This is a genomic window from Kineococcus anabasis (assembly GCF_054590795.1).
In genome coordinates this window covers 233344-257151 of record NZ_BAAIHU010000007.1, presented here as the reverse complement: position 1 = coordinate 257151, position 23808 = coordinate 233344, and the positions used below count along the sequence as shown (strand labels likewise).

General features: G+C 77.1%; 21 protein-coding genes. 12 read left to right on the top strand and 9 right to left on the bottom strand.

Going from position 1 to position 23808, the window contains the following annotated elements:
* Nucleotides 1-5: 5 nt before the first annotated feature.
* From ACYQBY_RS11980 to ACYQBY_RS11970, 3 genes are all read right to left on the bottom strand, one after another.
* A complete protein-coding gene (locus ACYQBY_RS11980; RefSeq protein WP_459644078.1) occupies nt 6-788 on the bottom strand; it encodes an aquaporin in 783 nt (260 codons plus the stop codon).
* A complete protein-coding gene (locus ACYQBY_RS11975) occupies nt 788-1117 on the bottom strand; it encodes an ArsR/SmtB family transcription factor (RefSeq protein ID WP_459644391.1) in 330 nt (109 codons plus the stop codon). Before ACYQBY_RS11975 ends, ACYQBY_RS11980 begins: the two co-directional genes overlap by 1 nt.
* A 71-nt stretch (nt 1118-1188) precedes the next feature.
* Nucleotides 1189-1884, bottom strand: coding sequence for a M15 family metallopeptidase (locus tag ACYQBY_RS11970; RefSeq protein WP_459644077.1), 696 nt, complete (start codon nt 1882-1884; stop codon nt 1189-1191).
* A gap of 86 nt (nt 1885-1970) precedes the next feature.
* Between ACYQBY_RS11970 and ACYQBY_RS11965 the strand changes: the two genes are divergently transcribed.
* From ACYQBY_RS11965 to ACYQBY_RS11955, 3 genes are read left to right on the top strand one after another with little or no spacing between them, the layout of a single operon-like run.
* Nucleotides 1971-2690, top strand: a complete 720-nt coding sequence (locus ACYQBY_RS11965; protein WP_459644076.1) for a response regulator transcription factor — start codon at nt 1971-1973, stop codon at nt 2688-2690.
* On the top strand, nt 2683-3783 hold the full coding sequence (locus ACYQBY_RS11960; RefSeq protein WP_459644075.1) for a sensor histidine kinase: 1101 nt from the start codon (nt 2683-2685) through the stop codon (nt 3781-3783). Before ACYQBY_RS11965 ends, ACYQBY_RS11960 begins: the two co-directional genes overlap by 8 nt.
* Nucleotides 3784-3831: 48 nt before the next feature.
* Nucleotides 3832-5415: a methyl-accepting chemotaxis protein gene (locus tag ACYQBY_RS11955; RefSeq protein WP_459644074.1), complete on the top strand. Its 1584-nt coding sequence runs from the start codon at nt 3832-3834 to the stop codon at nt 5413-5415.
* Between the two features lie 75 nt (nt 5416-5490).
* Here ACYQBY_RS11955 and ACYQBY_RS11950 read toward each other — a convergent pair whose 3' ends face one another.
* From ACYQBY_RS11950 to ACYQBY_RS11940, 3 genes are all read right to left on the bottom strand, one after another.
* Nucleotides 5491-6723 (bottom strand): AI-2E family transporter, encoded by a 1233-nt coding sequence (locus tag ACYQBY_RS11950; RefSeq protein WP_459644073.1) that lies wholly within the window; start codon nt 6721-6723, stop codon nt 5491-5493.
* A gap of 72 nt (nt 6724-6795) precedes the next feature.
* Nucleotides 6796-6957 carry a hypothetical protein gene (locus ACYQBY_RS11945; protein ID WP_459644072.1) on the bottom strand — a complete coding sequence of 54 codons (162 nt, stop codon included), beginning with the start codon at nt 6955-6957 and terminating at the stop codon, nt 6796-6798.
* Nucleotides 6954-7622, bottom strand: a complete 669-nt coding sequence (locus ACYQBY_RS11940; RefSeq protein WP_459644071.1) for a GAF domain-containing protein — start codon at nt 7620-7622, stop codon at nt 6954-6956. Before ACYQBY_RS11940 ends, ACYQBY_RS11945 begins: the two co-directional genes overlap by 4 nt.
* Before the next feature lie 294 nt (nt 7623-7916).
* On the opposite strand from ACYQBY_RS11940, the gene ACYQBY_RS11935 reads away from it, so the two are divergent.
* The 3 genes from ACYQBY_RS11935 to ACYQBY_RS11925 all read left to right on the top strand — a co-directional run bounded on the left by ACYQBY_RS11935 (nt 7917) and on the right by ACYQBY_RS11925 (nt 11714).
* A complete protein-coding gene (locus tag ACYQBY_RS11935; protein WP_459644070.1) occupies nt 7917-8957 on the top strand; it encodes a diguanylate cyclase domain-containing protein in 1041 nt (346 codons plus the stop codon).
* A gap of 113 nt (nt 8958-9070) precedes the next feature.
* Nucleotides 9071-10273 carry a GAF domain-containing protein gene (locus ACYQBY_RS11930; protein ID WP_459644069.1) on the top strand — a complete coding sequence of 401 codons (1203 nt, stop codon included), beginning with the start codon at nt 9071-9073 and terminating at the stop codon, nt 10271-10273.
* 97 nt (nt 10274-10370) lie between these two features.
* The gene (locus ACYQBY_RS11925) at nt 10371-11714 is read left to right on the top strand and encodes a carboxylesterase family protein (protein WP_459644068.1); all 1344 of its coding nucleotides are present in this window, start codon (nt 10371-10373) and stop codon (nt 11712-11714) included.
* 25 nt (nt 11715-11739) lie between these two features.
* Here ACYQBY_RS11925 and ACYQBY_RS11920 read toward each other — a convergent pair whose 3' ends face one another.
* The gene (locus tag ACYQBY_RS11920) at nt 11740-13998 is read right to left on the bottom strand and encodes a putative bifunctional diguanylate cyclase/phosphodiesterase (protein WP_459644067.1); all 2259 of its coding nucleotides are present in this window, start codon (nt 13996-13998) and stop codon (nt 11740-11742) included.
* Between the two features lie 169 nt (nt 13999-14167).
* On the opposite strand from ACYQBY_RS11920, the gene ACYQBY_RS11915 reads away from it, so the two are divergent.
* From ACYQBY_RS11915 to ACYQBY_RS11905, 3 genes are all read left to right on the top strand, one after another.
* The gene (locus ACYQBY_RS11915) at nt 14168-15193 is read left to right on the top strand and encodes an ATP-binding protein (protein WP_459644066.1); all 1026 of its coding nucleotides are present in this window, start codon (nt 14168-14170) and stop codon (nt 15191-15193) included.
* Between the two features lie 178 nt (nt 15194-15371).
* The gene (locus ACYQBY_RS11910; protein WP_459644065.1) at nt 15372-16037 is read left to right on the top strand and encodes a TetR/AcrR family transcriptional regulator; all 666 of its coding nucleotides are present in this window, start codon (nt 15372-15374) and stop codon (nt 16035-16037) included.
* A 265-nt stretch (nt 16038-16302) separates the two neighbouring features.
* Entirely contained in the window at nt 16303-18885 is a 2583-nt protein-coding gene (locus ACYQBY_RS11905) for an EAL domain-containing protein (protein ID WP_459644064.1), read from the top strand.
* Between the two features lie 60 nt (nt 18886-18945).
* On the opposite strand, the gene ACYQBY_RS11900 is transcribed toward ACYQBY_RS11905, so the two are convergent.
* The gene (locus ACYQBY_RS11900; RefSeq protein WP_459644063.1) at nt 18946-20190 is read right to left on the bottom strand and encodes a sensor histidine kinase; all 1245 of its coding nucleotides are present in this window, start codon (nt 20188-20190) and stop codon (nt 18946-18948) included.
* Nucleotides 20191-20365: 175 nt separating this feature from the next.
* On the bottom strand, nt 20366-20587 hold the full coding sequence (locus ACYQBY_RS11895; protein WP_459644062.1) for a hypothetical protein: 222 nt from the start codon (nt 20585-20587) through the stop codon (nt 20366-20368).
* Nucleotides 20588-20678: 91 nt separating this feature from the next.
* Between ACYQBY_RS11895 and ACYQBY_RS11890 the strand changes: the two genes are divergently transcribed.
* From ACYQBY_RS11890 to ACYQBY_RS11880, 3 genes are all read left to right on the top strand, one after another.
* Nucleotides 20679-21404, top strand: coding sequence for a hypothetical protein (locus tag ACYQBY_RS11890; RefSeq protein WP_459644061.1), 726 nt, complete (start codon nt 20679-20681; stop codon nt 21402-21404).
* Between the two features lie 91 nt (nt 21405-21495).
* Nucleotides 21496-22407 (top strand): carbohydrate kinase family protein, encoded by a 912-nt coding sequence (locus ACYQBY_RS11885; RefSeq protein ID WP_459644060.1) that lies wholly within the window; start codon nt 21496-21498, stop codon nt 22405-22407.
* A 9-nt stretch (nt 22408-22416) separates the two neighbouring features.
* Nucleotides 22417-23763 (top strand): M20/M25/M40 family metallo-hydrolase, encoded by a 1347-nt coding sequence (locus ACYQBY_RS11880; RefSeq protein WP_459644059.1) that lies wholly within the window; start codon nt 22417-22419, stop codon nt 23761-23763.
* Nucleotides 23764-23808: the final 45 nt, after the last annotated feature.

The window sequence follows — 23808 nt, the reverse complement described above, 5'->3', positions numbered from 1 at the left end:
CGCGCTCAGGCGCGGTCGGGAGGTACGTCGGCAGGCACGACGGCGTCCCCCGCGCTGTCCGGGGCGTCGGGGTAGAGGGCCAGCACGAGTGCCACGCCGACACCCGCGCCGAGGAGCTGGGCGGCGACGTAGCCGGGCGCGGAGCCCGGGGCGATGCCGGCGAAGGTGTCGGAGAAGACCCGCCCGATCGTGACGGCGGGGTTGGCGAAGGACGTGGAGCTGGTGAACCAGTACGCCGCGCCGATGTAGGAGGCCACGGCCGCGGCCGACAGCGCCGCACGCCCGGAGCGGGCGAGCGCGAAGACGACCGCGACGAGCCCGGCGGTGGCGACGACCTCGCCGATCAGGTGCCCGGTGGTGATGCGCTCCTCCGCCGAGACCTGCCACACCGCCAGGTCGAACATGGCGTTGGCCAGCCAGGAACCGGCGACGGCCCCGGCGACCTGCGCGACCGTGTAGGCGGCCACGTCGCGTCCCGGCAGGCCGGTTCCCGCGCGCCGGCCGAGGAACCAGTCGGCGGCGGAGACCACGGGGTTGAGGTGCGCCCCGGACACCGGCCCGAACAGCAGGATCAGGACGCCCAGGCCGAACACCGTGGCGAGGGCGTTCTCCAGCAGCTGCAACCCCACGTCGTCCGGGGAGAGGGTCTGGGCGGCGATCCCGGAGCCGACGACGACCGCGACGAGCAGCGCCGTGCCGACGGCCTCGGCGAGCAGGCGGCGGGCCAGCGGCGGACGCGCCGCGGTGCCGGGGACCCGCCGGGTGGCGGTGGGCCGCGGTGCGGCCATCAGCACGCCCTCCGGTCCACGTCGCCGTGGCTGGCCCCGGCCAGGCGCGCGGTCGCCGCGGCCAGCCCGTCGAGGGCGCCGGGCCGCAGGCGGTAGTAGGTGAACCGCCCGCACGGCTCGGTGTCCACCAGGCCCGCGTCCCGCAGCACCTTCAGGTGGTGCGAGACCAGCGTCTGCTTCGCGCCGAGGAGGTCCTGCAGGTGTGTGGTGCAGAGCTGCTCACCGGCGAGCAGGCCGAGGATCCGCCAGCGCACGGGATCGGCCACCACGTGCAGCAGTTCCCCGGTGTCCGGGACGGAGGCGGGGGGAGGGCCGAGATCGAGGCGCACCGGTGTCACGACCGCAGTGTGACATCAGTCCGAGCTGATCCGTCGAACGCGGCCGGGGTGGGCCGCCGGGCTCAGCGCCGCATGCGCGGGTCCTGCGAGGGGTCGGCGTACGCGGGAGGGCAGCCTCCCCCGACCGCCCCGGGACGCAGCTCGAAGTGCCAGGGCTCGTTCTCGTAGGTCCGGCACAGCCCGTACCGGGCCCCGTGCTCCGCCAGCCACCGCGCGGCACCGGTGGGCCCGACGTCGACGGCGTCCCCGGACACGTGCGCCGACGTCTCCGCGGTGGCGACCCACCGGGCGGCCTCCTCCTGCGATCCGTACCGGGACACCGCCTCCGCGCGGAGGCGGTCCTGGTACCGGGCGGAGCGCCAGCCGCTGTTGACGACCAGCCGGACGCCGTCGCCCGAGGCGTCCGCCGACGCCTCGCGCAGGGCCCGGAGCAGCGCGGGGTCGAGCGCGGCGACACCGGGGAACTCCTCGTCGGTCGCGGTCACGCCGTCGGGCAGGACGCCGTCGTCCTCGTCGACCACGCCGTCGTCCCGGGTGGCACGCCCGTCCCCGGCGAGGGGGGGCCGGCCGGCCAGGTGCGCCGGTGAGGCCGCCGGCCGGCCGGAGGCGGTCGTGGTCACCGCTCCGGTGCCGACGGTCGTGGTCACCGCTCCGGTGCCGACGGTCGCCGTCACCGCTCCGGCGACGACGGCCAGGCAGAGGACGGTGAGCGCGAGCGTCCTGCTGCTCGCCGGTGCTGCTGCTGCGGTTCGCGCCATGGTGCCAGTGGAGGCGGTGCCGTGTGGCCGGAGCGTATGGAGTTTCCGATACGGCGGCGATATGCGCCGTGCGTAGCATGACCGGCGTGCGCGTGCTGGTCGTCGAGGACGAGCCCCTCATGGCGGAGGCCGTCCGGGACGGGCTGCGGCTGGAGGCGATCGCGGCCGACGTCGCCGGCGACGGCGACACCGCCCTGGAGCTGCTGGACGTCAACGCCTACGACGTCGCCGTCCTGGACCGCGACGTCCCCGGCCCCTCCGGTGACGAGATCGCCGCGAGCATCGTCGCCTCCGGCAGCGGCACGCCCATCCTGATGCTCACCGCCGCCGACCGGCTCGACGACAAGGCGTCCGGGTTCGAGCTGGGCGCCGACGACTACCTCACCAAGCCGTTCGAGCTGCGGGAGCTCGTCCTCAGGATCAGGGCGCTGCACCGCAGGCGCGCCCACCACCGCCCGCCCGTCCAGGAGATCGCCGGGCTGCGGCTGGACCCGTTCCGCCGCGAGGTCCACCGCGACGGCCGCTACGTCGCGCTGACCAGGAAGCAGTTCGCGGTGCTCGAGGTCCTCGTCGCCGCCGGAGGCGGGGTCGTCAGCGCCGAGGAGCTCCTGCACCGGGCGTGGGACGAGAACGCCGACCCGTTCACCAACGCCGTGCGCATCACGGTCTCGGCCCTGCGCAAGCGGCTGGGCGAACCCCGGCTCATCGCCACCGTGCCCGGCGTCGGCTACCGCATCGGCACCGGCACCGGCACCGGCACCGGCACCGGACCGGACGACGGGGACGGCGGCGGCGGGCGTGCATAGGGCGCCCGGCCCGAGCGTCCGCCTGAGGCTCACCCTCAGCTACGCCGGTTTCCTCGTGGTCGCCGGAACCCTGCTGCTCGCGGTCGTCTGGGTGTTCCTGCTGCGCTACGTGCCCGACACCGTCCTCAGCTTCGCCAGCCCCTACGGGACCGTCCCGGGGATCTTCATCCCCAACCGCTCGGACCTCGTGCGCGCGTTCGCCCCGAGGGCGGCCGCGGCGATGGGGTTCCTGCTGGTGTTCGGCCTCGTCGGCGGGTGGGTCCTCGCCGGCCGGATGCTCGCCCCCCTGGCCCGCATCACCGACGCCACCCGCACGGCCGCGAAGGGCTCGCTGTCCCACCGGATCGCGCTGGGGGGCCGCCAGGACGAGTTCCGCGAGCTCGCCGACGCCTTCGACGCCATGCTCGCGCGCCTCGAGGCGCACGTCGCGCAGCAGCGGAGGTTCGCGGCCAACGCCTCCCACGAGCTGCGGACCCCGCTGGCGATCACGCAGACGCTCCTCGACGTGGCCCGCGAGGACCCGGGGCGCGACACCGGTGAGCTCGTCGAGCGCCTCCGCCTCGTCAACACCCGGGCGATCGAGCTCACCGAGGCCCTGCTCCTGCTGAGCCGCGCCGACGGGCGGAACTTCACCCGGGAGCACGTCGACCTGTCCCTGCTGGCCGAGGAGGCCGCCGAGACGCTGCTGTCCCTCGCGGAGGAGCGCCACGTCACCCTCGAGGTCGGCGGCGACATCACCCCCGTGACCGGCTCGCCGGCGCTGCTGCTGCAGCTGACCGTGAACCTCGTGCACAACGCCGTCGTCCACAACCTCCCCGGCGGCGGCACCGTCCGGGTCACCACCGGCGGCCACCCCGCGGCCGCGGTCCTCACGGTCGAGAACACGGGCGGGGAGGTGGCCCCGGAGCTGGTGCCGGTGCTCGCGGAACCGTTCCAGCGCGGTCCCGGGCGCGTCCGGGGCGACCACGGCGGTGTCGGTCTCGGCCTGGCGATCGTGCGGAGCATCGCCGAGGCGCACCGGGGGACCCTCACCCTCGCCCCGCGGCCCGGCGGCGGCCTCCGCGTCACGGTGCGGTTGCCCGCCGCCCGCTGACCGGGCCCGGTGCTCAAGGTGCACGGTCCGGGGGCCGATGTCCGTGCCATGGGTCACTTCCGCAACCTGAAGGTTGCCACCAAGCTCGTCACGGCCTTCGCGGCGGTGTGCGCACTGCTGCTCGTGGTCGTGGCGGTCGCCGTGACCCGCCTGGGCAGCGCCCAGGCCGACCTGGACTCGATGTACTCCTCCGGTCTGGCCTCGGTGGAGAGCGTGGGTCTCGTCGAGACCGCCTTCCAGACCAGCCGGCTGGACCTGACGAACCTCGCCCTCAGCGGCTCCGACGAGGACGAGGTGAAGGCGCAGGCCACCATGGCCGAGAACGACGCCGCCCTCGACGAGGCGTGGGCCTCCTACCTCGCCACCGACCCCAGCGCCCCCACCGCCGACCGCGATGCCGTCTGGGCCACGATCACCACGTGGCGCGCCGCCCGCGACGAGCTCGTCCCGCTCGCCGTCGCCGACGACGTCGCCGCCTTCGTGGCCCAGCGGACCGAGACCGCCAACCCCCCGGCGAAGGAGGCGGTCGAGCGGCTCGACGCGGTCGGGGCCGCGGAGTCCGACGCCGCGAAGGCCATGGCCGCCGAGGGCGCCGCCGACTACCGCTCGGCCGTGACGCTGATGCTGGCCCTGGCCGCCGCCGCGATCGCCGTCGCCGTCGCGCTGACCGTCCTCATCACCCGCTCCGTCGCCGGCCCCCTCGGCAAGGTCGTGGCCGTCGTGCAGGCCCTGGCCGAGGGCCGCCTCGACCAGCGCGTCGACGTCGACTCCCGCGACGAGGTCGGCGTCCTGGCCGCGGCGCTGAACACCACCGTGGAGCGCCTCGCCGGTGTCATGCGCGAGATCTCCGGTGACGCTTCGACGCTGGCGTCCTCCTCCGAGGAGCTGACCGCCGTCGCGACCCAGCTCGCCGCCGGGGCGGAGGAGTCCGCGACCCAGACGCAGGTCGTCTCCGCCGCCACCGAGCAGATCAGCGCCAACATCTCCACGGTCGCCGCCGCCGGCGAGGAGATGACCTCGGCGATCTCCGAGATCGCCGCCTCCACGGCCGAGGCGAGCCAGACCGCGGCCTCCGCCGTGGAGTCCGCCGCCACCGCCGGGGAGACCATCCAGCGCCTGGCCAGCTCCAGCCGCGAGATCGGCGACGTCGTCAAGCTCATCACCTCCATCGCCGAGCAGACGAACCTGCTGGCGCTCAACGCCACCATCGAGGCGGCGCGTGCCGGGGAGATGGGCAAGGGTTTCGCCGTCGTCGCCGGTGAGGTGAAGGAGCTGGCGCAGCAGACCGCCCGCGCCACCGAGGAGATCGTCGCCCGGGTCAACGCCACCCAGAGCGACGCCGCCGCCGCCGGCACCGCCATCGACGGCATCCGCGAGGTCATCGAGCGCATCGACGGCCTGCAGGCCACCATCGCCGCGGCGGTGGAGGAGCAGTCGGCCACCACCGCGGAGATGGTCCGCAACGTCACCGACGTCTCCACCGGCAGCCAGGAGATCTCCCGCAACGTCTCCGGCATCGCGGCCTCCGCCGAGGAGGCCACCACGGGCGCCTCGCACACCTCCAGCACGGCCGGCGAGGTCTCCCAGGTCGCCGCGCACCTCAAGCAGCTCGTCTCCGGCTTCCGCTTCTGAGCACCCGGCCGGCGCCGGCCGGAGGACGCCGCAGGCCCCGGGCAGCAGCCCGGGGCCTGCGGCGTCGCGCGGGGATCAGCGCCGGTCGGCGGTCTCCGCCGGCAGCTCCACGACCCGGGGCGCCGCGCGCGCGCCGGAACCCTCGCGGACGTCCACCGTCCCCGACCCCGCGAGCGCCGGCTCGCGCTCCTCCCCGACGGTGGGTTCCGCCTTGGGCCGGCCGCGGCGGTGGTCCCACACGTCGCGCAGGACGACCTGGATCATCCCCGCGACCGGGATGGCGAGCAGGGCGCCGAGGACCCCGGCGAGCTGCACCGCCAGGAGGATCGCCACCGTCACGGCGAGCGGGTTCAGGTCCACGGTGCGGGAGAGGATCATCGGCTGCAGCAGGTTGTTCTCCAGCTGCGAGTAGACGACGAAGAAGACCAGCACGACGATGCCGGCGTTCGTCGAGGTGAGGAAGGCCGCCGAGGTCCCGACGACCGCGCCGATCGGGGCGCCGACGAGGGGCACGAGGTCGGCGAGCGCCACGAACAGCGCGATGAGGCCGGCGAACGGCACGCCCATGACCTTCAGGACGACGTAGGTCAGCGTTCCGCAGATGACGCTGATGAGCAGGTTCCCCGTGAGGTAACCGGTGACGGAGTGCGCGCAGTCGGCGCCCACCCGGCGGATGCGCTCGGCCCGCGCGGGCTGGAACAGGGCCAGGGTCCCGCCGACGAGCTTGGGACCCTCCAGCACCATGAGGTAGGCCAGCAGGAAGATCGTGACCGCCCCGGCGAGCCCGGTCGCGACGCCCGAGAGGACACCGGCGGCGGGGGTCGTCAGGCCGGTCGCGAACGCGCGGATACGGTCCTGGTTGTCGCGGACGTAGTCCAGGGCGTTGGTGCGCTCCAGCAGGTCCCCGACCGGGCCGCGCCCGGCGCGCGCGTCGTCGAGGAGCTGGGGCAGCTGGCCGGCGAACCTGCTGCCCTCCTGGGCCAGCGGCACGGCGAACACGGTGCCGATGCCCGCCAGGACGCCGAGGACGACGAGGAAGACCAGCAGCGTCGCCAGGGAACGCCGGCGCCCGCCGAGGACCCGGCGCTGCACCCAGCCGACGAAGGGGTACAGGGCCACCGCGAAGAACGCGGCGATCACCATCCAGGTCAGCACCTGGCGGGTCTGCAGCACCACGTACAGCAGCAGGGCGGTGGCCAGCAGCAGGCCGATGGCCGTGAGGATCGTGCGGACGGTGCCCGAGGAGGGGGCCGTCTCGTCGGAGACGCCCGCGAGGAACTGGCTCCCCTGGGGAGCGGTGGAGGTCACGTCCTGCTTGTTCCCCGGGACGGCACGGCCATGCGCGCCCGGCGGTCCCCCCGGGTGCGCCCGCGCCGCGGCTCAGGAGCCGGTCTGCTCCTGCCCCGTCCCGCCGACGTGGGTGCCGGTGTCACCGGTCTCGCTGTCGGCGATGACGGACTCGGTGCTCGGCGCGTCGGCGTGGGTGTTGAGGCCGGTGGCGTCGGGGTCGTTGTCGGGGATGTCGTCGACCTGCTCGCTCATGCGCTGTCCTCTCCGGCGGTGGTCCTGACGTCAGTCTGCCGCAGGGCCGGGACGGCACGGTCGGCCACACCGGCCGGGAGTCCCGTGCGCGACTGCTCGTGCAGCTCGCGCACCAGCCCCTGCAGCCGCCGCTCCGAGGCCTCCACGGCGCGCAGGGCGATGCGCAGCGCCAGCTCCGCCGACACCGCGGCGGCGAGGTCCTCCAGCAGCAGCAGGTCCTCCGGCGACCACCGCCTCGGCACGACGTCCGCGGCGCAGAAGGCGCCCAGGGTGTGCCCGGCGTGGTGCAGGGGGAAACCGGCGTAGGCGCCGGCGCCCATCTCCACGACCGCGGCGTGCTCGCGGTAGCCGGGGTCGGCGCGCGCGTCGTAGAGGACGACGGGGCCGCCGAGGCGGACCACGTGGGCGCACAGGGAGTGCGTCAGCGGCGTCGTGCGCCGCGACGCCCAAGGCTCCGGCAGGCCGACCTCCGCCTGCACGACCTCCCGGTCGCCGGCGACGAAGGACACCATCGCCACCGGCACGCCCAGGACGCGGGCGGCCAGCCGGACCAGCCGCTCCAGGCCGTCGCCCGCCGCCGCACCGGCCGACGTCGCCTCGGCGACCGCCGCCAGGCGCAGCGCGTCCACCACCGGGTCCGGGGCCGGTTCCGCCGTCACGGGCACGCGGCCATCGTCCGCTCGGCCGTGCCGCCGGGCAAGGGTCGTGCGGGACCCGTCCTGCGTCCCGCCGGCCCCGCCGCGGGGCGCGGGGACGGCGGGAGGAGCGCGTGGGGCGCGTGTGCACCGGTTCGCGTGGACAAACCGTGATCACGTGCAGGTGAGGTGCCGGTCCGTGCCGTTCGCCGCCGGGACGGGACTACCGTGGGGACCGGCGTCGAGAACCGGCGCGGTGGCGGACGGCGTCGCCGCACCGGCAGCTCACGACCGCACTGCACCACGGGCGACGGGTGGCGGGCCATGCCGGACCAGGCGGCACTCCTGGGGGTGTTCGCGGACTTCGCGCGCCGCGCGACCGGTCCCTTCGACGTCGACGTCATCCTGCGGGAGCTGACGGAGGCCTCGCGCCGCGTCCTCGACGTGGCCGGGGCCGGGGTGGCCTACCGGGTGGACGGCCGCATGGAGTACGTCTACGCCGTCCCGGACCGCGTCGAGCGGGCCGAGCGCGCGCAGGCCGACCTGCAGGAGGGTCCCTGCCAGGAGAGCCGCCTCAGCGGTTCGCTCGTCGTGGTGGAGGACCTCGCCACCCGGACGGAGCGCTGGCCCCGGTTCGTCGAGCGCACCCTCGAGGTGGGCCTGCACGCGGCGGCCTCCGTGCCCCTCACCGCCCGCGACGACGTCTGGGGCGCGCTGACGCTGTACCGGGAGGGCCCCGGGCCGTTCGACCCCGCCGACCTGGCCGCGGCCCGGGTCCTGGCCGACGTGGCGTGCAGCTACGTGGTCATGGCCCACGACCGCGACGCGGTGCTGGCCGCACAGGAGCAGGCCGCGCACGCCGCGACGCACGACCCCCTCACCGGACTGCCCAACCGGGCCCTGCTGTACGACCGGCTCACCCACGCGGTGGCCACCGCCCAGCGCGCCGGGACGCCCCTGGCGGTGCTGTTCCTGGACCTGGACGGCTTCAAGGAGATCAACGACGCCCACGGGCACTCCGTGGGCGACCTGGTGCTGGCCGAGGTCGCCGTGCGGCTGTCCGCGACGCTGCGCGCGGGGGACACCCTGGCCCGGCTCGGCGGGGACGAGTTCGTCGTCGTCTGCGAGGGCCTGCACCCCGGCCCCGCCGGCAGCGTCGCCGGGGACGACCTGACGGCGGTCGTGGAGCGCGTCCGCGGCGCCCTCGCGGAGCCGCTCGACGTGGCCGGGCGCACACTGGGGGTGTCGGCCAGCGTCGGCGTCGCCACGGTCGGCGAGGGCACCGGTGAGGCGGAGTCCCTGCTGCGCGCCGCGGACCACGCCATGTACGAGGTGAAGCGGGCGTCCCGCGGCCGGGCCGGCTGAGCCGTGCCGGGGGAGCCGTGCCGGGGAGCCGAGGAGGAGCACGTGAACCGTCCACGCACCGCCGGGCCGGCCACGGGCGCCACGGCGCACCACCGGCACCGGGAGGGCGCGCGGTGATCGACGACGACGCCGTCCTCGCCGCCCACGACCGCCTCGCCGCCCTCGCCGCGTACGACCTGGACGACCCCCGCCTGCGCCGTCGCCTGGACGCCCTGGCCGAGCGCACCGCCGCAGAGCTGGGCCAGCCCGTCGGCCTGGTCACCCTCGTCCTGGACAGCGCGCAGGTCCTCGCGGGCGCCAGCGGCGTGCCCGACTGGCTGGAGAGGATCCGCGGGACCCCGGTCGAGTGGTCCTTCTGCGCCAACACCGTCGTCCACGGCGAGCCCTACCTCGTGCCCGACGCCGCCGCCGACCCCGTGCAGCGCCACAACCCCCTCGTCACCGTCGACGGCGTCGCAAGCTACGCCGGCTACCCCCTGACCAGCCCCGAGGGGCACGTCCTCGGGGCGCAGTGCGTGATCGGGAGCGACCCGCACGAATTCTCCCCCGCGGACGTGGAGGTCCTGCGGGCCGCCGCCGCCGAGGCCGTGACGATCCTGGAGGAGCACCGGCTCCCGGGCCGCGGCGTGCCCGCCGGCCGGCACCTGCCCGCCGGCCGGCACCTGCCCGCCGGCCGCCCGGCGCCTGCCGCCGAGCAGGGGTCCGCCACCGCGCCGGCCGCCGGGCGCGCGGAGCTCGTCGTGCGGGCCGAGCGCCGCCACGCCCACGTCCTCACCCGCACCGGGCCCGGTCCCGCCGCCGCGGAGCTGCTGTGCGCCGCGCTCCTCGACGTGCCGGGCGCCTGCGCCGACCACGTCGTGCTCGACGCGTTCAGCCCCTCCCGCGACGGCCTGCCGCCGGAGGTCGCGGACGCGCAGAAGCGGCTGCGGCGCCTGCAGGAGGAGAGGGACCACACGGACTCCGGCAGGGCCGTCCGCATCGAGCGGGACGACCCGGAGCAGGAGCGGCTGCTGCGCGCGTACGCCCCCTGGTCCGCTCACGTCGAGCTCCGCGTGGGCAGCACGGGGCGCACCCTGGTGGTCCTGCACGGCGCGGCGCGCGCGGCGCGGGCGGAGCTCACCGAGGAGGAGGCCGCCGGGCTGCGGCGGCGCCTCGACGGCGTGGCCGACGTGGAGCTGCTGGCCGACGCGGAGGAGCGCGAACGCGCCCGCGCCGAGGGTGAGCGCCTGGCCCGGCGCGAGGAGCGCCGCCGGCGCCTGCGCGCCTGGTGGGGGCGCCTGACCTCCCCGGGCCGCGGGCACCCCCCGGAGCGCTGAGGGGCACCGCCCGCAGCGCCGGGGGGACGCCGGCCGGAGCGCCGGGGGGCGCCGCCCCGGCCGGGCCGCCGCGTGCCCGCCGGGTGAGGATGGGCCCGTGACGGACCACGACCAGCTCCAGCTCACCGGCACCCGCGTCGTCGGCCTGCCGTCCGGCCGGGTGCGCGTCCTGGAGCGGGACGGGGTCCTGCGCGCGCGGGGCCTGCGCTACGCCACGGCCCGCCGCTTCTCCCCGCCCGTGCCGGTGCCGCCGTGGGAGGGGGTGCTCGACGCCACCGAGCGCGGCGCGGTGTGCCCGCAGGTGGACCTCGGGGTCAGCGAGCAGTTCGGCCCGGTGCGCGAGGAGACCCGCGCCGACGAGGACTGCCTGACGGTGACCGTCACCGCCCCGGCGGGCCCGCCGGACGACGGCCGCTCCCGGCCGGTGATGGTGTGGATCCACGGCGGCGCCTACCTCGTGGGCGACGGCGACGGCATCTACGACCCGACGGCGCTGGTCGCGGAGAACGACGTCGTCGTCGTCACCGTGAACTACCGGCTCGGCATCCTCGGCTACCTCGGCATCGAGGGGGTGGCGCCGGCGAACCTGGGCCTGCTCGACCAGCTGGAGGCGCTGCGCTGGGTGCGGCGGGAGATCGCCGGCTTCGGCGGCGACCCGGGGCAGGTCACCGTCTTCGGGGAGTCCGCCGGCGGCGACGCGGTGTTCTGCCTGCTCCTCGCCGACGGCGCCGAGGGGCTGTTCCGGCACGCCGTCGTGCAGAGCGCGCCGCTCGGCCTGCGCACCGGGCGCAGCCCCATGACCGCCGCGATGGGTGCCGCCGCCCGCCGCGCCCTGCCCCCCGACCCGCAGCGCGCGCCCGTGGCGGACCTGCTGCGGGCCCAGGAGGCGGCGCTGCGGGCAGCGTCGAGGTTCCGGCAGGCCGGGCTGGCGTTCGGCCCCGCGTTCGGCGAGGCGCCCCTGCCCGCCGAGACCGACGTGCCGCAGCGGCTGCGGCGCGCGGCGGCGGCCGGGACCGACCTGCTCGCGGGCTGGACCGCCGACGACGCCCTGCCGTTCGTGGACGTGGAGACCCGCATCAGCGGGCCCCTGCGCAGGCTCCCCGGCGGGGACCTGCTGCGCCGCGGGCTCGGCAGGGCCGTCACCGGCGCCGTCTTCAGCGGCCCCACCCGGCGTCTCGTGCGGCGCTACCGCGCCGCGGGCGGGCGGGCGCAGACGTACGCCTTCGAGTGGGCCCCGCCCGGCAGCCGCTTCGGTGCCTGCCACGCCATCGAGCTGCCGTTCCTGTTCGGCAGCCCGCAGCTGTGGCGCTCCACCCCGATGCTCGGGGACGACCCGGCCGCGGCGCTGGACAGGATCGGGCCGCGGATGCGCCGGCTGTGGGCGGGGACCGCCCGCCACGGCCTCGACCCGGCGGGCCCGCGGCACCACGTGATCCGCTGAGGGGCCGGCCGCCGCCCCCGCACGCTCAGGCCCGCGCGGGCCCGAGCTGTGCCGCGGTCTCCCGCAGGACGTGCCGGGCGAAGTCCTCCCCGGGCAGCGGCCGGGCGAAGAACCAGCCCTGCCCGTGCCCGATCCCCAGGTCCGCGAGGCGGGTGCGCTGCTCGGCGGTCTCCACGCCCTCGGCCAGGACCGTGAGGTTCAGCCGCGCCGCCAGGCCCACCACGCCCTCCAGCAGCGGGGACTCGGCGTCGTCGATGAGCGGCGCGGTGATGCAGCGGTCCAGCTTCAGCGTGCTCACCGGGTACCGCAGCAGGTAGTCCAGCGAGGCGTACCCCGCCCCGAAGTCGTCCAGGGACAGGCCCACCCCCGCGGCCACCAGCGAGCGGAACGCCTCCGCGATCGCCGGGTCGTCCGGCAGGTGCTCGTGCTCGGTGATCTCCAGGTGCAGCCGCGAGGCGGGCAGCTCCGCCTCCGCCAGGGCGTCCAGCACCGTCAGCGCCAGCGCCGGGTCGCACGTGCTGGAGCGGCCCAGGTTCACGCTCACCGACAGCGGCGGCAGGCCCCACCCGTCCCAGCGCCCCAGCTCCGCCAGGGCGGTGCGCAGCACCACGCGGTCCACCTCGGCCCCCAGGCCGTGGTCCTCCGCCGCGGACAGGAAGTCGTCGGGCATGACCCGCCCGCGCTGCGGGTGCTCCCAGCGCACCAGGGCCTCGCACGAGAGGACCCGGCCCGTGCCCATGTCCACCAGCGGCTGGTAGACGACGCCGAGGCGGCCGACCCGCTCGGGGTCCTCCCCGGCCAGGACCGCGCGCAGGTCCTCCACGAGGGCGCGCCGGCCGAGGACCTGCCGGCGCAGCTCGTCGGTGAACACGGCGGTGCCGTCCCCGCCCGCGGCCTTGACGGAGTACATCGCCACGTCGGCGTCGGCCAGCAGCTGCAGCAGCGTCGAGCACTCCCGCACCGGCACGATGCCCATGGAGGCGTGGACGTGCAGCGGACGCCCGGCCAGCGTGAACGGCACGCCGAACACCGCGCGCAGCACCTCCTCGGGCGTGGCCGCGCCGGGTCCGGTGGCGCACAGCAGGACGAACTCGTCGCCGCCGGTGCGGCCGACCGCGTCCGCCGGGCCCACCGCCTGCACCAGGCGCCGGGACACCTCCAGGACCAACGCGTCGCCGTCGTCGTGGCCGTAGGTGTCGTTGACGTGCTTGAAGTCGTCGACGTCGAGGACGCACAGCACCCAGCCGGGGCCGTCGCCGGCGCGCTGCCGGCGGGTGGCGAACGACTCGGCCAGGCCGCGGCGGTTGAGCAGGTCCGTCAGGGGGTCCCGGGCCGCGCGGCGCTCGGTGACGCGCAGGGCGAGGATGCCGCGCACCAGACCCAGGGCCGACACCAGCCCACCGGCCAGCAGGTACGCCCACGTCGGCAGCGTCACGGCGCGGGTCTCCCCGAGCAGCCACAGCGCCGGCGGCAGGGCCACCAGGGGCAGCAGCGCCAGCATCTGCGCGGAGGCCTGCCGGCGCTGCCCGAGGGAGGCGGTCTCGAACGCGGTCGCCATGGACGGGTGGGCCGCCGCCAGCGCCATGAGCGCCATGAGCGCCATGCCCAGGGGTGTGGGGAAGTCCTGGGAGGAGCCCGACCAGCGGTCGAGCACGCCCTCCAGCAGCGAGTGGGCGATCGCCACGACACCGCACAGCTGCAGCATCGCCGTGGCGGGGCTGGCGGCGGCGGAGACGATGACGAACCGCAGGACCACCCCCAGGAGCAGCAGGTAGACGGCCATGGCGACGTCCTGCGCGGAGACGGCGCCGCCGCGCAGGCCCGGCAGCAGCGCCTGGACCACGACCAGGGCGACCACCGCGGCGAGCATCGCGCTGTCCAGCCACGCCGAGGTGGACCGGTCGCGGTCGGTCCGGGGGCGGCGCAGCACGTCCAGCAGCACCCAGCCGATCACGAGGGCCCCGCCGACGCGGGAGGCGATCGTGCAGGCCCGGGCCAGCTCCCCGGTCCCGGCGCCGGCCACCGCCAGGAGGTTGCCGGTGGTCGCCAGGGCGAGGGTGGTGGCCATCAGCGCCCACGGCTGCCACGTGCGGGGGCGGTGCACGCGCGGCCCGAGGGCCATCAGCACGGCGGGGGCCAGGCCGAGCAGCGCGGCCGGGAGCGGGGGCAGCAGCAGCTGCCCGGCCGCCCACGCGAGGAGGACCGCGACGGCGGCCGGGAAGAACCGGCTCCCACCCGTCGCGGCCTGCCGGGCGTCGCCGCCCGTCCACCTCTGCCCGGTCACAGGAGAGGGGTCGGGAGGTTGCGTGGCGCACTTGACCGGTCACGGGGCGGGCCCACCCCTCCGGCCCAGTGGCGGCTGGCGCTGCGGTGCCGCTGCGGTGCCGCTGCGGTGCCGCTGCGGTGTCGCGGCTGGGCCGCTGCCGGGGGCCGGTGTGTGGCAGGCTCGGGAGGTGGTCGACGACGCTGCGCTGGCGGAGGTGCGCCTCCTGGGCCTGCCGGTGGCGCTGCGCGCGCGCTTCGTCCGGCACACCGAGGGCCTGCTGCGGGAGCTGTCGCTCGTCCAGATCGGGGCGCAGCAGGCGCTGGACGCGTCCCTGCCGCGCCGGCTGCTGGAGCTGGCGGACGAGGTGCGCACGACCTACGCGCCGTTCCAGGCGCGCCCGGCTGCGGAGCTGGAGGCGGCCGAGGCGGCGGGGCTGGAGTCCTGCGACCTCACCTACACCCTCCCCCGGGAGGCCGGGGGTTTCCTGCGGCACCTGTCGGCGGTGCTGGAGGAGGCGGACGAGTTCTGCCGCGCCGAGACGCACCTGCTGACCCTGCCGCCGCCGCCGGACGTCGTGGCGTACCGCCGGTGGGTGTTCGGCGAGTTCACCCGGCAGCTCGCGGGCGAGCCGCCGCAGCCGTGGACGGGCGGCCGCGAGGGCTCCGAGTCCTCCCGGGTGCCGTCCCCCACGCCGTCCGCCGGGATCCCCGCGCCGCCCTCCGGCGGGCCGCACCCGGGGGAGGGGACGGCGCCGGCCGGGGAGCTGGTGGCCGCTCCTCTCGCGATGGAGCCGCTGGCGGGGGCGGTGTCGGCGGCGCGCCGCCACGTGCGCGAGGCGCTGCGGCGGATGGGCGCGCCGGAGCTGGAGGAGTCGGCCGAGCTGGGTGTGTCGGAGCTGGTGACGAACGCGCTGCTGCACGCCCGGACCTCCTTCGCGGTGGCGGTGCGCAGGACGCCGGCGGGCCGCGTGCGCATCGAGGTGGCCGACTCCTCGGCCGTCCCCCTGCAGCCGCGCAACCTGGGCCCGGCGGCGACGACGGGGCGCGGCCTGCGGCTGGTGGGCGCGGTGTCGGCCGACTGGGGTGTGGACCCGGTGGCCGGTGGGGGGCCGGGGAAGCTCGTGTGGTTCGAGCCGCGCGAAACGCAGGAGGACGAGGGGGAGGCGGACGCGGGCCTGTTCGACTGGTCGCAGGACATCGCCGAGCTGTCCTGATCCCGCGACCGTCCGCCATCGCACGACTACTCGCTGGCCGGTCGGTGCGCTGGAGGGATGACCTCGTTGCACCGAACGGTGAACGTTCACCGTTGCGGACGGTCGTGATGACCTACTGGACGTGATCATGTCCGGGTGTCCGGCGATGGTCCGGGCGCGCTCCACGAGAGGAGACCCGGTGGTCGACGGCCCGCGCGACGAAGCCGTGCCCGGCCGTGCCGCCGGTGCGCCCCCCACCGCCGCGGAGGCCGGTGCCGCGACGCGGGAACGGCTGACCGCCGCCGCGCTCACGGTGTTCGCGAGCCGCGGGTACCGCTGCGGCAGCATCAACGACATCGCCGCCCTGGCGGGGGTGACGCGGCAGGGGCTGCTCCACCACCACCCCACCAAGGAGGCCCTGCTGCTGGCCCTCCTGGAGCGCATCGACGCCGACGCCGACGCCGAGGCCGACGCGGAGGCGGTGGCACCGGCGGGTGACCCGTTGCGCCTGGCCATGGCGGTGCCGGACCCCTCCGGGCGGGGCCGCTCCCTGGTGCAGTTCCGCCACGTCCTCGCCGCGGAGGTGAGCGGGGACGAGGCACACCCCGCGCGGGAGTGGGTCGTGCGGCGTCGCGAGCGGGCCGTCGCGGCCCTCGCCCGGGCCGTCGAGGAGGCCGTCCGTGCCGGTGCGGTCGCGGCCGGGACCGACCCGCTGGCCGCCGCCACGGTGCTGCTGGCGCTGCGGGAGGGCCTGGAGACGCTGTGGCTGGCGGACCCGTCGTCCGTGTCGCCCGAAGGGCTGGTGGACGCGCTCGCGGGTCTCGTGCCGGGCGGGCCTCCCGCGGGCCCGGTTTTCGACAGTTAGCTACCTACCAGTCGGCAGGTAGGTGGCATACCCTGCTCCCCGTCACCACGACAGACGGGAACTCCATGAGCACCACCCCCGCCGCCCCCGTGTTCCCGCGACGACGGGCCACACCCGGCACCGCGTCGGGAACGGTCACCCACCGTCCGGGGCGGACCCCCCGGCGTCCTGGGCGCAGCTGAGCGACCGTGTCGACCCGGAACCCGCGCACCCGTCCGTGCATCGTTGCACCGGGTGCCCGCCCACCGGTCGCCGGTGGTGCTCGGTGAGCCCGGACACCGAACGCCGCGGGGCGGGCACCGTCGCGGCCCCCGGCCGCCCGGCCCCCGAGCCGGACGGCGGCACGGTCGGTGAGCTCGCCGTCCCCGCCTGCGTCGTCGACGCCGCCACCCCCGCGCTCGACGTCGACGGCATGTTCCGCCTCGACCCCTCCCTGCGCAGCGTCCTCGTCGACGGCCCGGACGGCATCCGCCTCGTGGACCGCACCTGGTTCGCCCTGACCATGGCCGGCAGGCTCGGGTTCGGGCGCGGCCTGCACGCCCGCCGCACCATCGGGGAGCTGCAGATCCCGCCCTGCCTCGTCCTCGACGCCCGCGTGCCGGTCGCCCGCGCCGCCGAGCTGCTCCTCGGCCGCCCCGTCCCCCGGCGCGCCGGGCAGGCGGACGCGGGCGTCCACGACGACGTGGTCGTCGTCGGCCCCGGCCGGGACCCCGGCGTGGTCCCCGTCGCGGCCGTCTTCGAGCGCCTCGCCGCCCACCACGCCCACCAGGCCCTGCACGACCCCCTCACCGGCCTGCCCAACCGCTCGTACCTCGTGCGCAGGCTGCGCGAGGCCGGGCGGGACCGGGAGCCCGCCACGCTCCTGCACCTCGACCTCGACGGGTTCCGGGAGCTCAACGACACCCACGGCCACGCCGCCGGGGACGAGGTGCTGCGGCACGTCGCCCGCAGGCTGCACGAGGCCTGCCGCGACGCCGACCTCGTCGTGCGCCTCGGCGGTGACGCCTTCGCGGTCCTGGTGTGCCAGGAGATGACCACGGCGGAGAGCCGGGCGCTGGCGCAGCGGCTGCTGGAGGAGGTGGCGACCCCCTTCACCCTGTCCGCCGACGGGACCGGCGCGGCACCCGTGCGCCTGCCCGGGATGGGGGCGGGCATCGGCGTGGCGCACACCGACGGCCTGCCCGGGCCCCCGGAGGACGGTGCGCTGGAGGAGCTGCTCGCCCGCGCGGACTTCGCGGTGTACCGGGCCAAGGGGCGCGGTCCCGGCCGCGTGGAGCACTTCGACCCCGTCTCCGACGCCTCCGGCGAGCCCGGGGTGCCCTCGCTGCGGGCCCTGCGCGCGCAGCGCGGGGCCGCCCGGCGCCTGCGCGCGGCGGTGCGCGAGGAGCGCCTGGAGCTGCACTACCAGCCCCTCGTGGAACTGCCCTCGGGGCGGGTGGTCGGCGCGGAGGCCCTCGTGCGCTGGGACGACCCCGAGCGGGGGCCGGTGCCGCCCTCGGAGTTCGTCCCCCTCGCCGAGCGCAGCGGGCTCGTCCACGAGCTGGGGCGCTGGGTGCTGCACGCGGCGTGCGCGGAGGCGGCGGGCTGGCGCGGGTCCGCCGCGGGGGCCTCGGTCGCCGTCAACGTCTCGGCCGTGCAGCTCGCCGAGCCCACCCTCGTCCACGACGTCACCGCCGCGCTGGAGCGCTCGGGGCTGCAGCCGCACCGGCTGTGCCTGGAGGTCACGGAGACGGCGGCCATCGCCGACCTGGAGGAGGCGGCCCGGCGCCTCGGCGAGCTGCGGGACCTCGGGGTGCGGCTGGCGCTCGACGACTTCTGCACCGGCCACTCCTCCCTCACGATGCTGCGCGTCCTGCCGGTGCACACCGTGAAGATCGACCGCTCGTTCGTCGAGCGGGTCGCCGGCAGCACCGGCGACGCGGTCCTCGTGCGGCTGCTGGTCGACGCCGCGCACAGCCTGGGGCACCGGGTCTGCGCCGAGGGCGTGGAGTCGGAGGAGCAGGCCCGCCAGCTCGTCGCGCTCGGCTGCGACCTGGCGCAGGGCTGGCTGTTCGGGCGGCCCGCGCCGCCGTCGCAGGGCTGGATGCGGGGGCCGGGCGCACCGGCCGGCGGGCGGGAGCTGCACCGTCCCGGCTCCGGCGGCCCCGCCCTGCCGCCGGGCGACGGGGACCGGCTCGTCCTCGTCACCGACGTCGAGCGCACCATCCGGTACGTCTCGGCGTCCTGCGCGCCGCTGCTCGGGTGGGTTCCCGGGGACCTCGTCGGCACCTCGATCCGGGACCACGTCCACGCCGAGGACCTGACCCGCCTGCACGGCGGCGAGCAGCTGCGGGCCCGGGGGGTCCCCAGCACCGCCACGTTCCGGGTGCGCCACGCCGACGGTGGCCACCGCTGGTTCCGGTGCACCTCGCAGTGGACGGGCGGCGACGGGGGACGGGGGCCGGAGGTGCTGACGCTCTGCCACGACGTGACGGACGCCGTGGAGGCCGGGCGGGCCCTGACCGCCAGCGAGGAACGCTTCCGCCTCCTCTTCGAGGAGGGGCTGGAGGGGATGGTCCTCGCCGACCTCGACGGGCGCGTCGTGCGCGTGAACCAGGCCTTCGCGGACCTGCTCGGCTCGGCGCCGGAGGCCCTGCGGGGCCGCCTGCTGCACGACCTCCTCCACCCCGGGGAGCGTTCCCGCGTGGCGGAGCTCCTCGCGCCGCACCCGGGTGCGCCGCGGCTGCGCGCCCGCTACCTGCACTCCGGCGGCCCCGAGGTGCCGGTGGAGCTGCGTGCCTCGCTGCTCGGCGGGGACGACGGCGCCGCGGACCGCCTCCTCCTGCACGTCGTGCCGGCCCCGGCCTGAGCGGCGGGCGCGCGCCCCGGGCCTGAGCGGCGGGCGCGCGCCCCGCGGGAGCCGCGGTCGTCAGCCCGCGTGCCGCTGCGGCAGCGTGAAGTGCACGCTCGTGCCGCCGCCGGGCTCCCCGGCCGCCCAGATCCGGCCGCCGTGGCGCTCCACGATCCGCCGGCAGGTCGCCAGCCCGATCCCCGGGCGCGCCGTGCCGCCCGCCTCCAGGCTCGCGAAGACGTCGAAGACCCGGTCGCGGTCGGCCGGCGGGATGCCGTCGCCGTTGTCCGCGACGGTGAACACCCACCGATCCTCGCTGAGCTCGGCGCTGACCCGGATGCGGCAGGACCGCTGCGGGGAGCGGTACCGCAGCGCGCTGGAGAGGAGGTGCCGCAGGAGCTGCTGCAGCAGCACCGGGTCGCAGTACACCCGCGGCAGGCCGTCGCTGACGACCCGGGCGCCCGCCGCGCGGATCCGGCCGTGCAGGTCCAGGACGGCGTCGTCGAGGACCTCCCGGAACTCCACCAGCTCCCGGCGGGTCGGCGCGGCCCCGACGTGCGCGTAGGACAGCAGCGCGGACGTGAGGTCCTGCATCCGCCGCACCCCCCGCAGCGCGGCGTCCAGCCACTCGCGGGCCTGCTCGTCGAGCCGGTCGTCGCCGGCGTCCGCGAGCAGGTCCAGGTACCCGGCGACGCTCTGCAGCGGCGAGGTGAGGTCGTGGCTGGCGAGCGCGGCGAAGCGTTCCAGGTCGGTGTTGGACCGCTGGAGCTCCTTGACGGCGCCGGCGAGCTGGTGGCCGCGCTCGCTGAGCTGGTCGTGCGCCGCGCGCAGCGCCGCCTCCCGCGCCCGGTCCACGGTGACGTCGGTCAGCGCCAGCACGGCGCCGAGCGGGGTGCCGTCCGCACGGCTGAGCGCCCGCCCGGAGCAGACGGCCACGGTGGCGGGCCCCTCGGCGGTGGAGAGGACGACCTCCTCGCCGCTGACCGGTCCCTCGTGCAGCACGCGGTGCAGCGGCTCGCGCAGGGCCCGGTGCACGGGCCGGCGGGCGCCTGCCCCGGCCGGGGCGGCGGTCGCAGCGGCGGTCGCGCTCCACTGCCGCGCGGTGCGGTTGGCCGCCCGCACGCGCCCGTCCGGGCCGGTGACGAGGACGCCGACGTCGAGGGCCTCCAGCGCGGCCTCGGCGAGCTCGCGGCCCAGCTCGGCCTCGCGCCGGGCGGCACGCTCGGCGTGCAGCTCGCGACGCAGCTCGGCGGCGCTCGCACCGGCCCCGGTGGGACGGTCCTGCGCCCCGGCGGCAGGCCGCGCCGTCCCACCACCGCTCATGCCGCTCCAGTCGCTCGCCTCCCGGCCGGGACGAGGTTCCCGGGTCGTGGCACCTCCTCCTGCACCTCGGCGGGTGGGTGGCGCCCCTTGAGGGTTTGCGCGCAGGACCACCCGGACGGGCGGCGCAGCGGCCGGGCGGGGGCGGCAGCCGGGCGGGGTCGGCGGCCGGTCCGGGTCAGCGGCCGAGGCGGCGGCCCGCGCGGTAGCCGCGGGCCAGGTGCCGGCGGGTGCGGGAGCGGGGCCGGCGCGCGGGCGGGTCCTGCCCGGTGAGGACCGCGGCCAGGCCGGCGGCCAGCTGCACGGAGACGCGCAGCAGCAGCAGCGCCACCCGCACGGTGGTGACCAGCAGCAGCCAGCCGAACCGCAGCAGCCCGCGCACCACGTCGCCCACGTCCACCTCCCGGCGCCCATCCTCGGCGGAAACCCGCGCCCGGGTCCACCTGCGCGTTCCGCCCCGTGCTGCGGGCCCCGCTGCCATCCTGGCGCGCGTGGACCAGGAACCGGCCGGGCAGGTGCGCGTGCGGACCGGTGGGAGCGGGCCGGGCGCGCCCGGCGGCACCCCGGGCCCCGCCTCGCCGTCGCACGCCGTCCCGCTCCGGCGAGCCGCCCCGGCCGCGCTGGCCACAGGTGCCCTCGGGGCGGTGTGCGGCGCGGTGGCGAAGGTGGGCGACGGTGTGCCGTGGCTGGGTCCCGTCGCGGACGGGGCCGCCGTGTGGCTGCTCGCCGTGGCGCTGCTGGTGCGCTCGGCGCCGGGCACCGCGCAGGCCGTCGTGCGGCCCGTGGTGTTCTGCGCCGCGATGGTGCTGGGGTACTACGCCTGGACGGCGCACGTCCTGGGGTACCCGGTGGGCACCTACCCGCGGCGGTGGCTGGCGGTGGCGTTCTCCGCGGTGCCGCTGGCGGCGCTGGTGCTGCGCTGGACGTTCACCCGCCGTGGCGTGCTGCCGGGCCTGGCGCTGGCGCTGGCCGCGGGCTGGGTGCTGGCCGGTGGGCACGTGCGCCGCCTGTGGCTGGCCCTGGACGGCGTGCCGTGGCCGGCCGGCTCCGCGGGGCTGCCCGTCGCCGCGTTCGAGGTGCTCGTCGCGGGGGTGCTGGCCGCCGTGCTGCCGGCGCACCACCGCACCCGTGTCGTGGCCGTGCTGCTCACCGTCCCGGCGGCGGTGTGCTGGGTCCTGTGGCGGGTGGACGACCGCCTGCTGTCCCTCGTGGCCTGAGGGTTTCCGGGGCCCGGGGCCGTTCCCGCGGTCCCGCAAGGTTTCCAGCCCGGACCTGGCCGGGCCCGCCGGGCGGCGCCAGGATCCTGCGGTGCCCACCGTCCTCGTCTCCGGTCCCGTGTCGTGGAACCTCCTGGTCCACCTGGACCGCCTGCCCGACCCGCGCCCGCACACCGTCTTCGCCCGCCGTCACCACGAGGGTCTCGGCGGGACCTCCGCGGGCAAGGCGCTGAACCTGCGCGGCCTGGGTGCGGACGTGACGCTGCTGACGCTCCTGGGCCGCGACCCCGACGGGGAGCGCGTGCTGGGGGAGCTGCGCGGCGCGGGGGTCCGGGTCCTGGCCCGGCGCAGCGTCAACGGCACGGAGCGGCACGTGAACCTCCTGGACGCCGACGGCCGCCGCGTGTCGGTGTACCTGACCCTGCCCGAGGCCGAGGAGCAGGCCGATGCCGAGGCCGGGGAGCAGGCCGGCGCGGGGACCGCGGCCGGGCTCGGCGCCGCGGAGGCCGACGCCCTCGCCGCGGCCGACGCCGTGGTCGTGGACCTCGCCGACCACAGCCGCCGGGTGCTGCGGGCCGCGCGCGCGGCGGGCGTGGGCGTCTGGTGCGACCTGCACGACTACGACGGCAGCAGCTCCTTCCACGAGGAGTTCCTCGCCGCCGCCGACCACGTGTTCCTCAGCGACGAGCGGATGCCGGACCCGGAGGGTTTCCTGCGCGCCCAGGTCGCCGCGGGCAAGCGCCTCGTCGTGTGCACGCAGGGCGCGCGCGGGGCCCTGGCGCTGGAGCGCGGCGGGGAGCCGGTGCACGTCCCCGCGCACCCCGTCGCGGAGGTCGTGGACACCAACGGCGCGGGGGACGCCTTCTTCTCCGGTTTCCTCCTCGCCTCCCTGCGGGGGGAGCCCCTGGCGCGGTGCCTGGAGGACGCGGCGGCCACGGCCGCGGCGTGCGTGCGCTCGACGTCCCTGGCCGGCGAGCTGACCACGGCGGGCCCGCGGCGGTAGCGTGCGGCGGTGACGGGCGACGGGGACGACGACGAGGCCGCCGTCGGGCGCCTGCGGGCCCTGCTGAGGTTCCGGACCGTCTCCACCGCGGACCCCGCCGCGACGGACCTGGCGCAGTTCGACGCCCTCCTCGCCGCGCTGCCCGTCCTGTACCCGCGGGCGCACGGGGTGCTGGAGCGCCGCCTGCTCGCCGGGCGCACCGCGCTGTACCGCTGGCCGGGACGCCGGGAGGGCGACCCGGCCGTGCTGATGGCCCACTACGACGTGGTGCCCGCCGGCGAGGACGGCTGGGAGCACCCGCCGTTCGCGGGCGAGGTGGCGGGCGAGGGGGAGGCGCGGGCGGTCTGGGGCCGCGGCGCGATCGACATGAAAGGTGTTCTCGGGGCGCTGCTGGAGGCCGCCGACCGCCTCGCGGCGGAGGGTTTCCGGCCCCGGCACGACGTGTACCTCGACGTGGGCCACGACGAGGAGATCGCCGGGAACGGCGCGCCCGCCGTCGTGGCGGACCTGCGGGAGCGGGGGATCCGGCCGCGCCTGGTGCTCGACGAGGGCGGCGCCGTCGTCGAGGGGGTCCTGCCGGGCGTGCAGGTGCCGATGGCCGTCGTCGGGGTGGCGGAGAAGGGCAGCGCCACCGTCGTCCTGCGCGCCCGGGAACCCGGCGGGCACGCCGCGATGCCGCCGCGCACGACGGCCACGGCCCGGCTGGCGCGCGCCGTCGTCCGCCTCGACCGCCACCCGCACCCGGCCCGGATGAGCGCCCCGCTGCGGCAGATGCTGCGCACCGTCGCCCCGCACTCCCGGCAGCCGTACCGGTGGGCGTACGAGCACCTGCACCTCACCGGTGTCCCCCTCGCGTGGGGTCTGGGCCGGCGCGGGGACGTCGGCGGTGCGTTCGTCCGGACGACGCAGGCCGTCACCCAGCTCCGGGGTTCCCCGGCCCCGAACGTGCTGCCCGAGGAGGCCGCGGCCGTCGTCAACGTGCGGGTCCTGCCGGGTTCCGGCGTCGCCGGGGCCGTCCGGCACCTCACCCGCGCCGTGCGGGACCCGGGTGTCTCGGTCGAGGTGGTGCAGGCCTCCGAGCCGTCGCCGCTGTCGCCCGCGCACGGGGAGGCGTGGGAGACGCTGGGCGCCGCGATCGCCGCCGCCTACCCCGGGGTCCCGGTGGTGCCGTACGTGATGCTCCAGGCCAGCGACAGCCGGCACTTCTCCGCGGTCAGCGGGCACGTCTACCGGTTCATGCCGTTCGACCTGACCGCCGCCGAGCGCGCCACGCTGCACGCCCCGGGGGAGCGGATCCGGGTGTCGACGTACCACCGCGCGGTGGGTTTCTACACCGACCTGCTGCGGAGGCTGTGAGGAGCGCGGTACCGGTGGCGCGCGCGGTGGCGGCTGACAGGATCG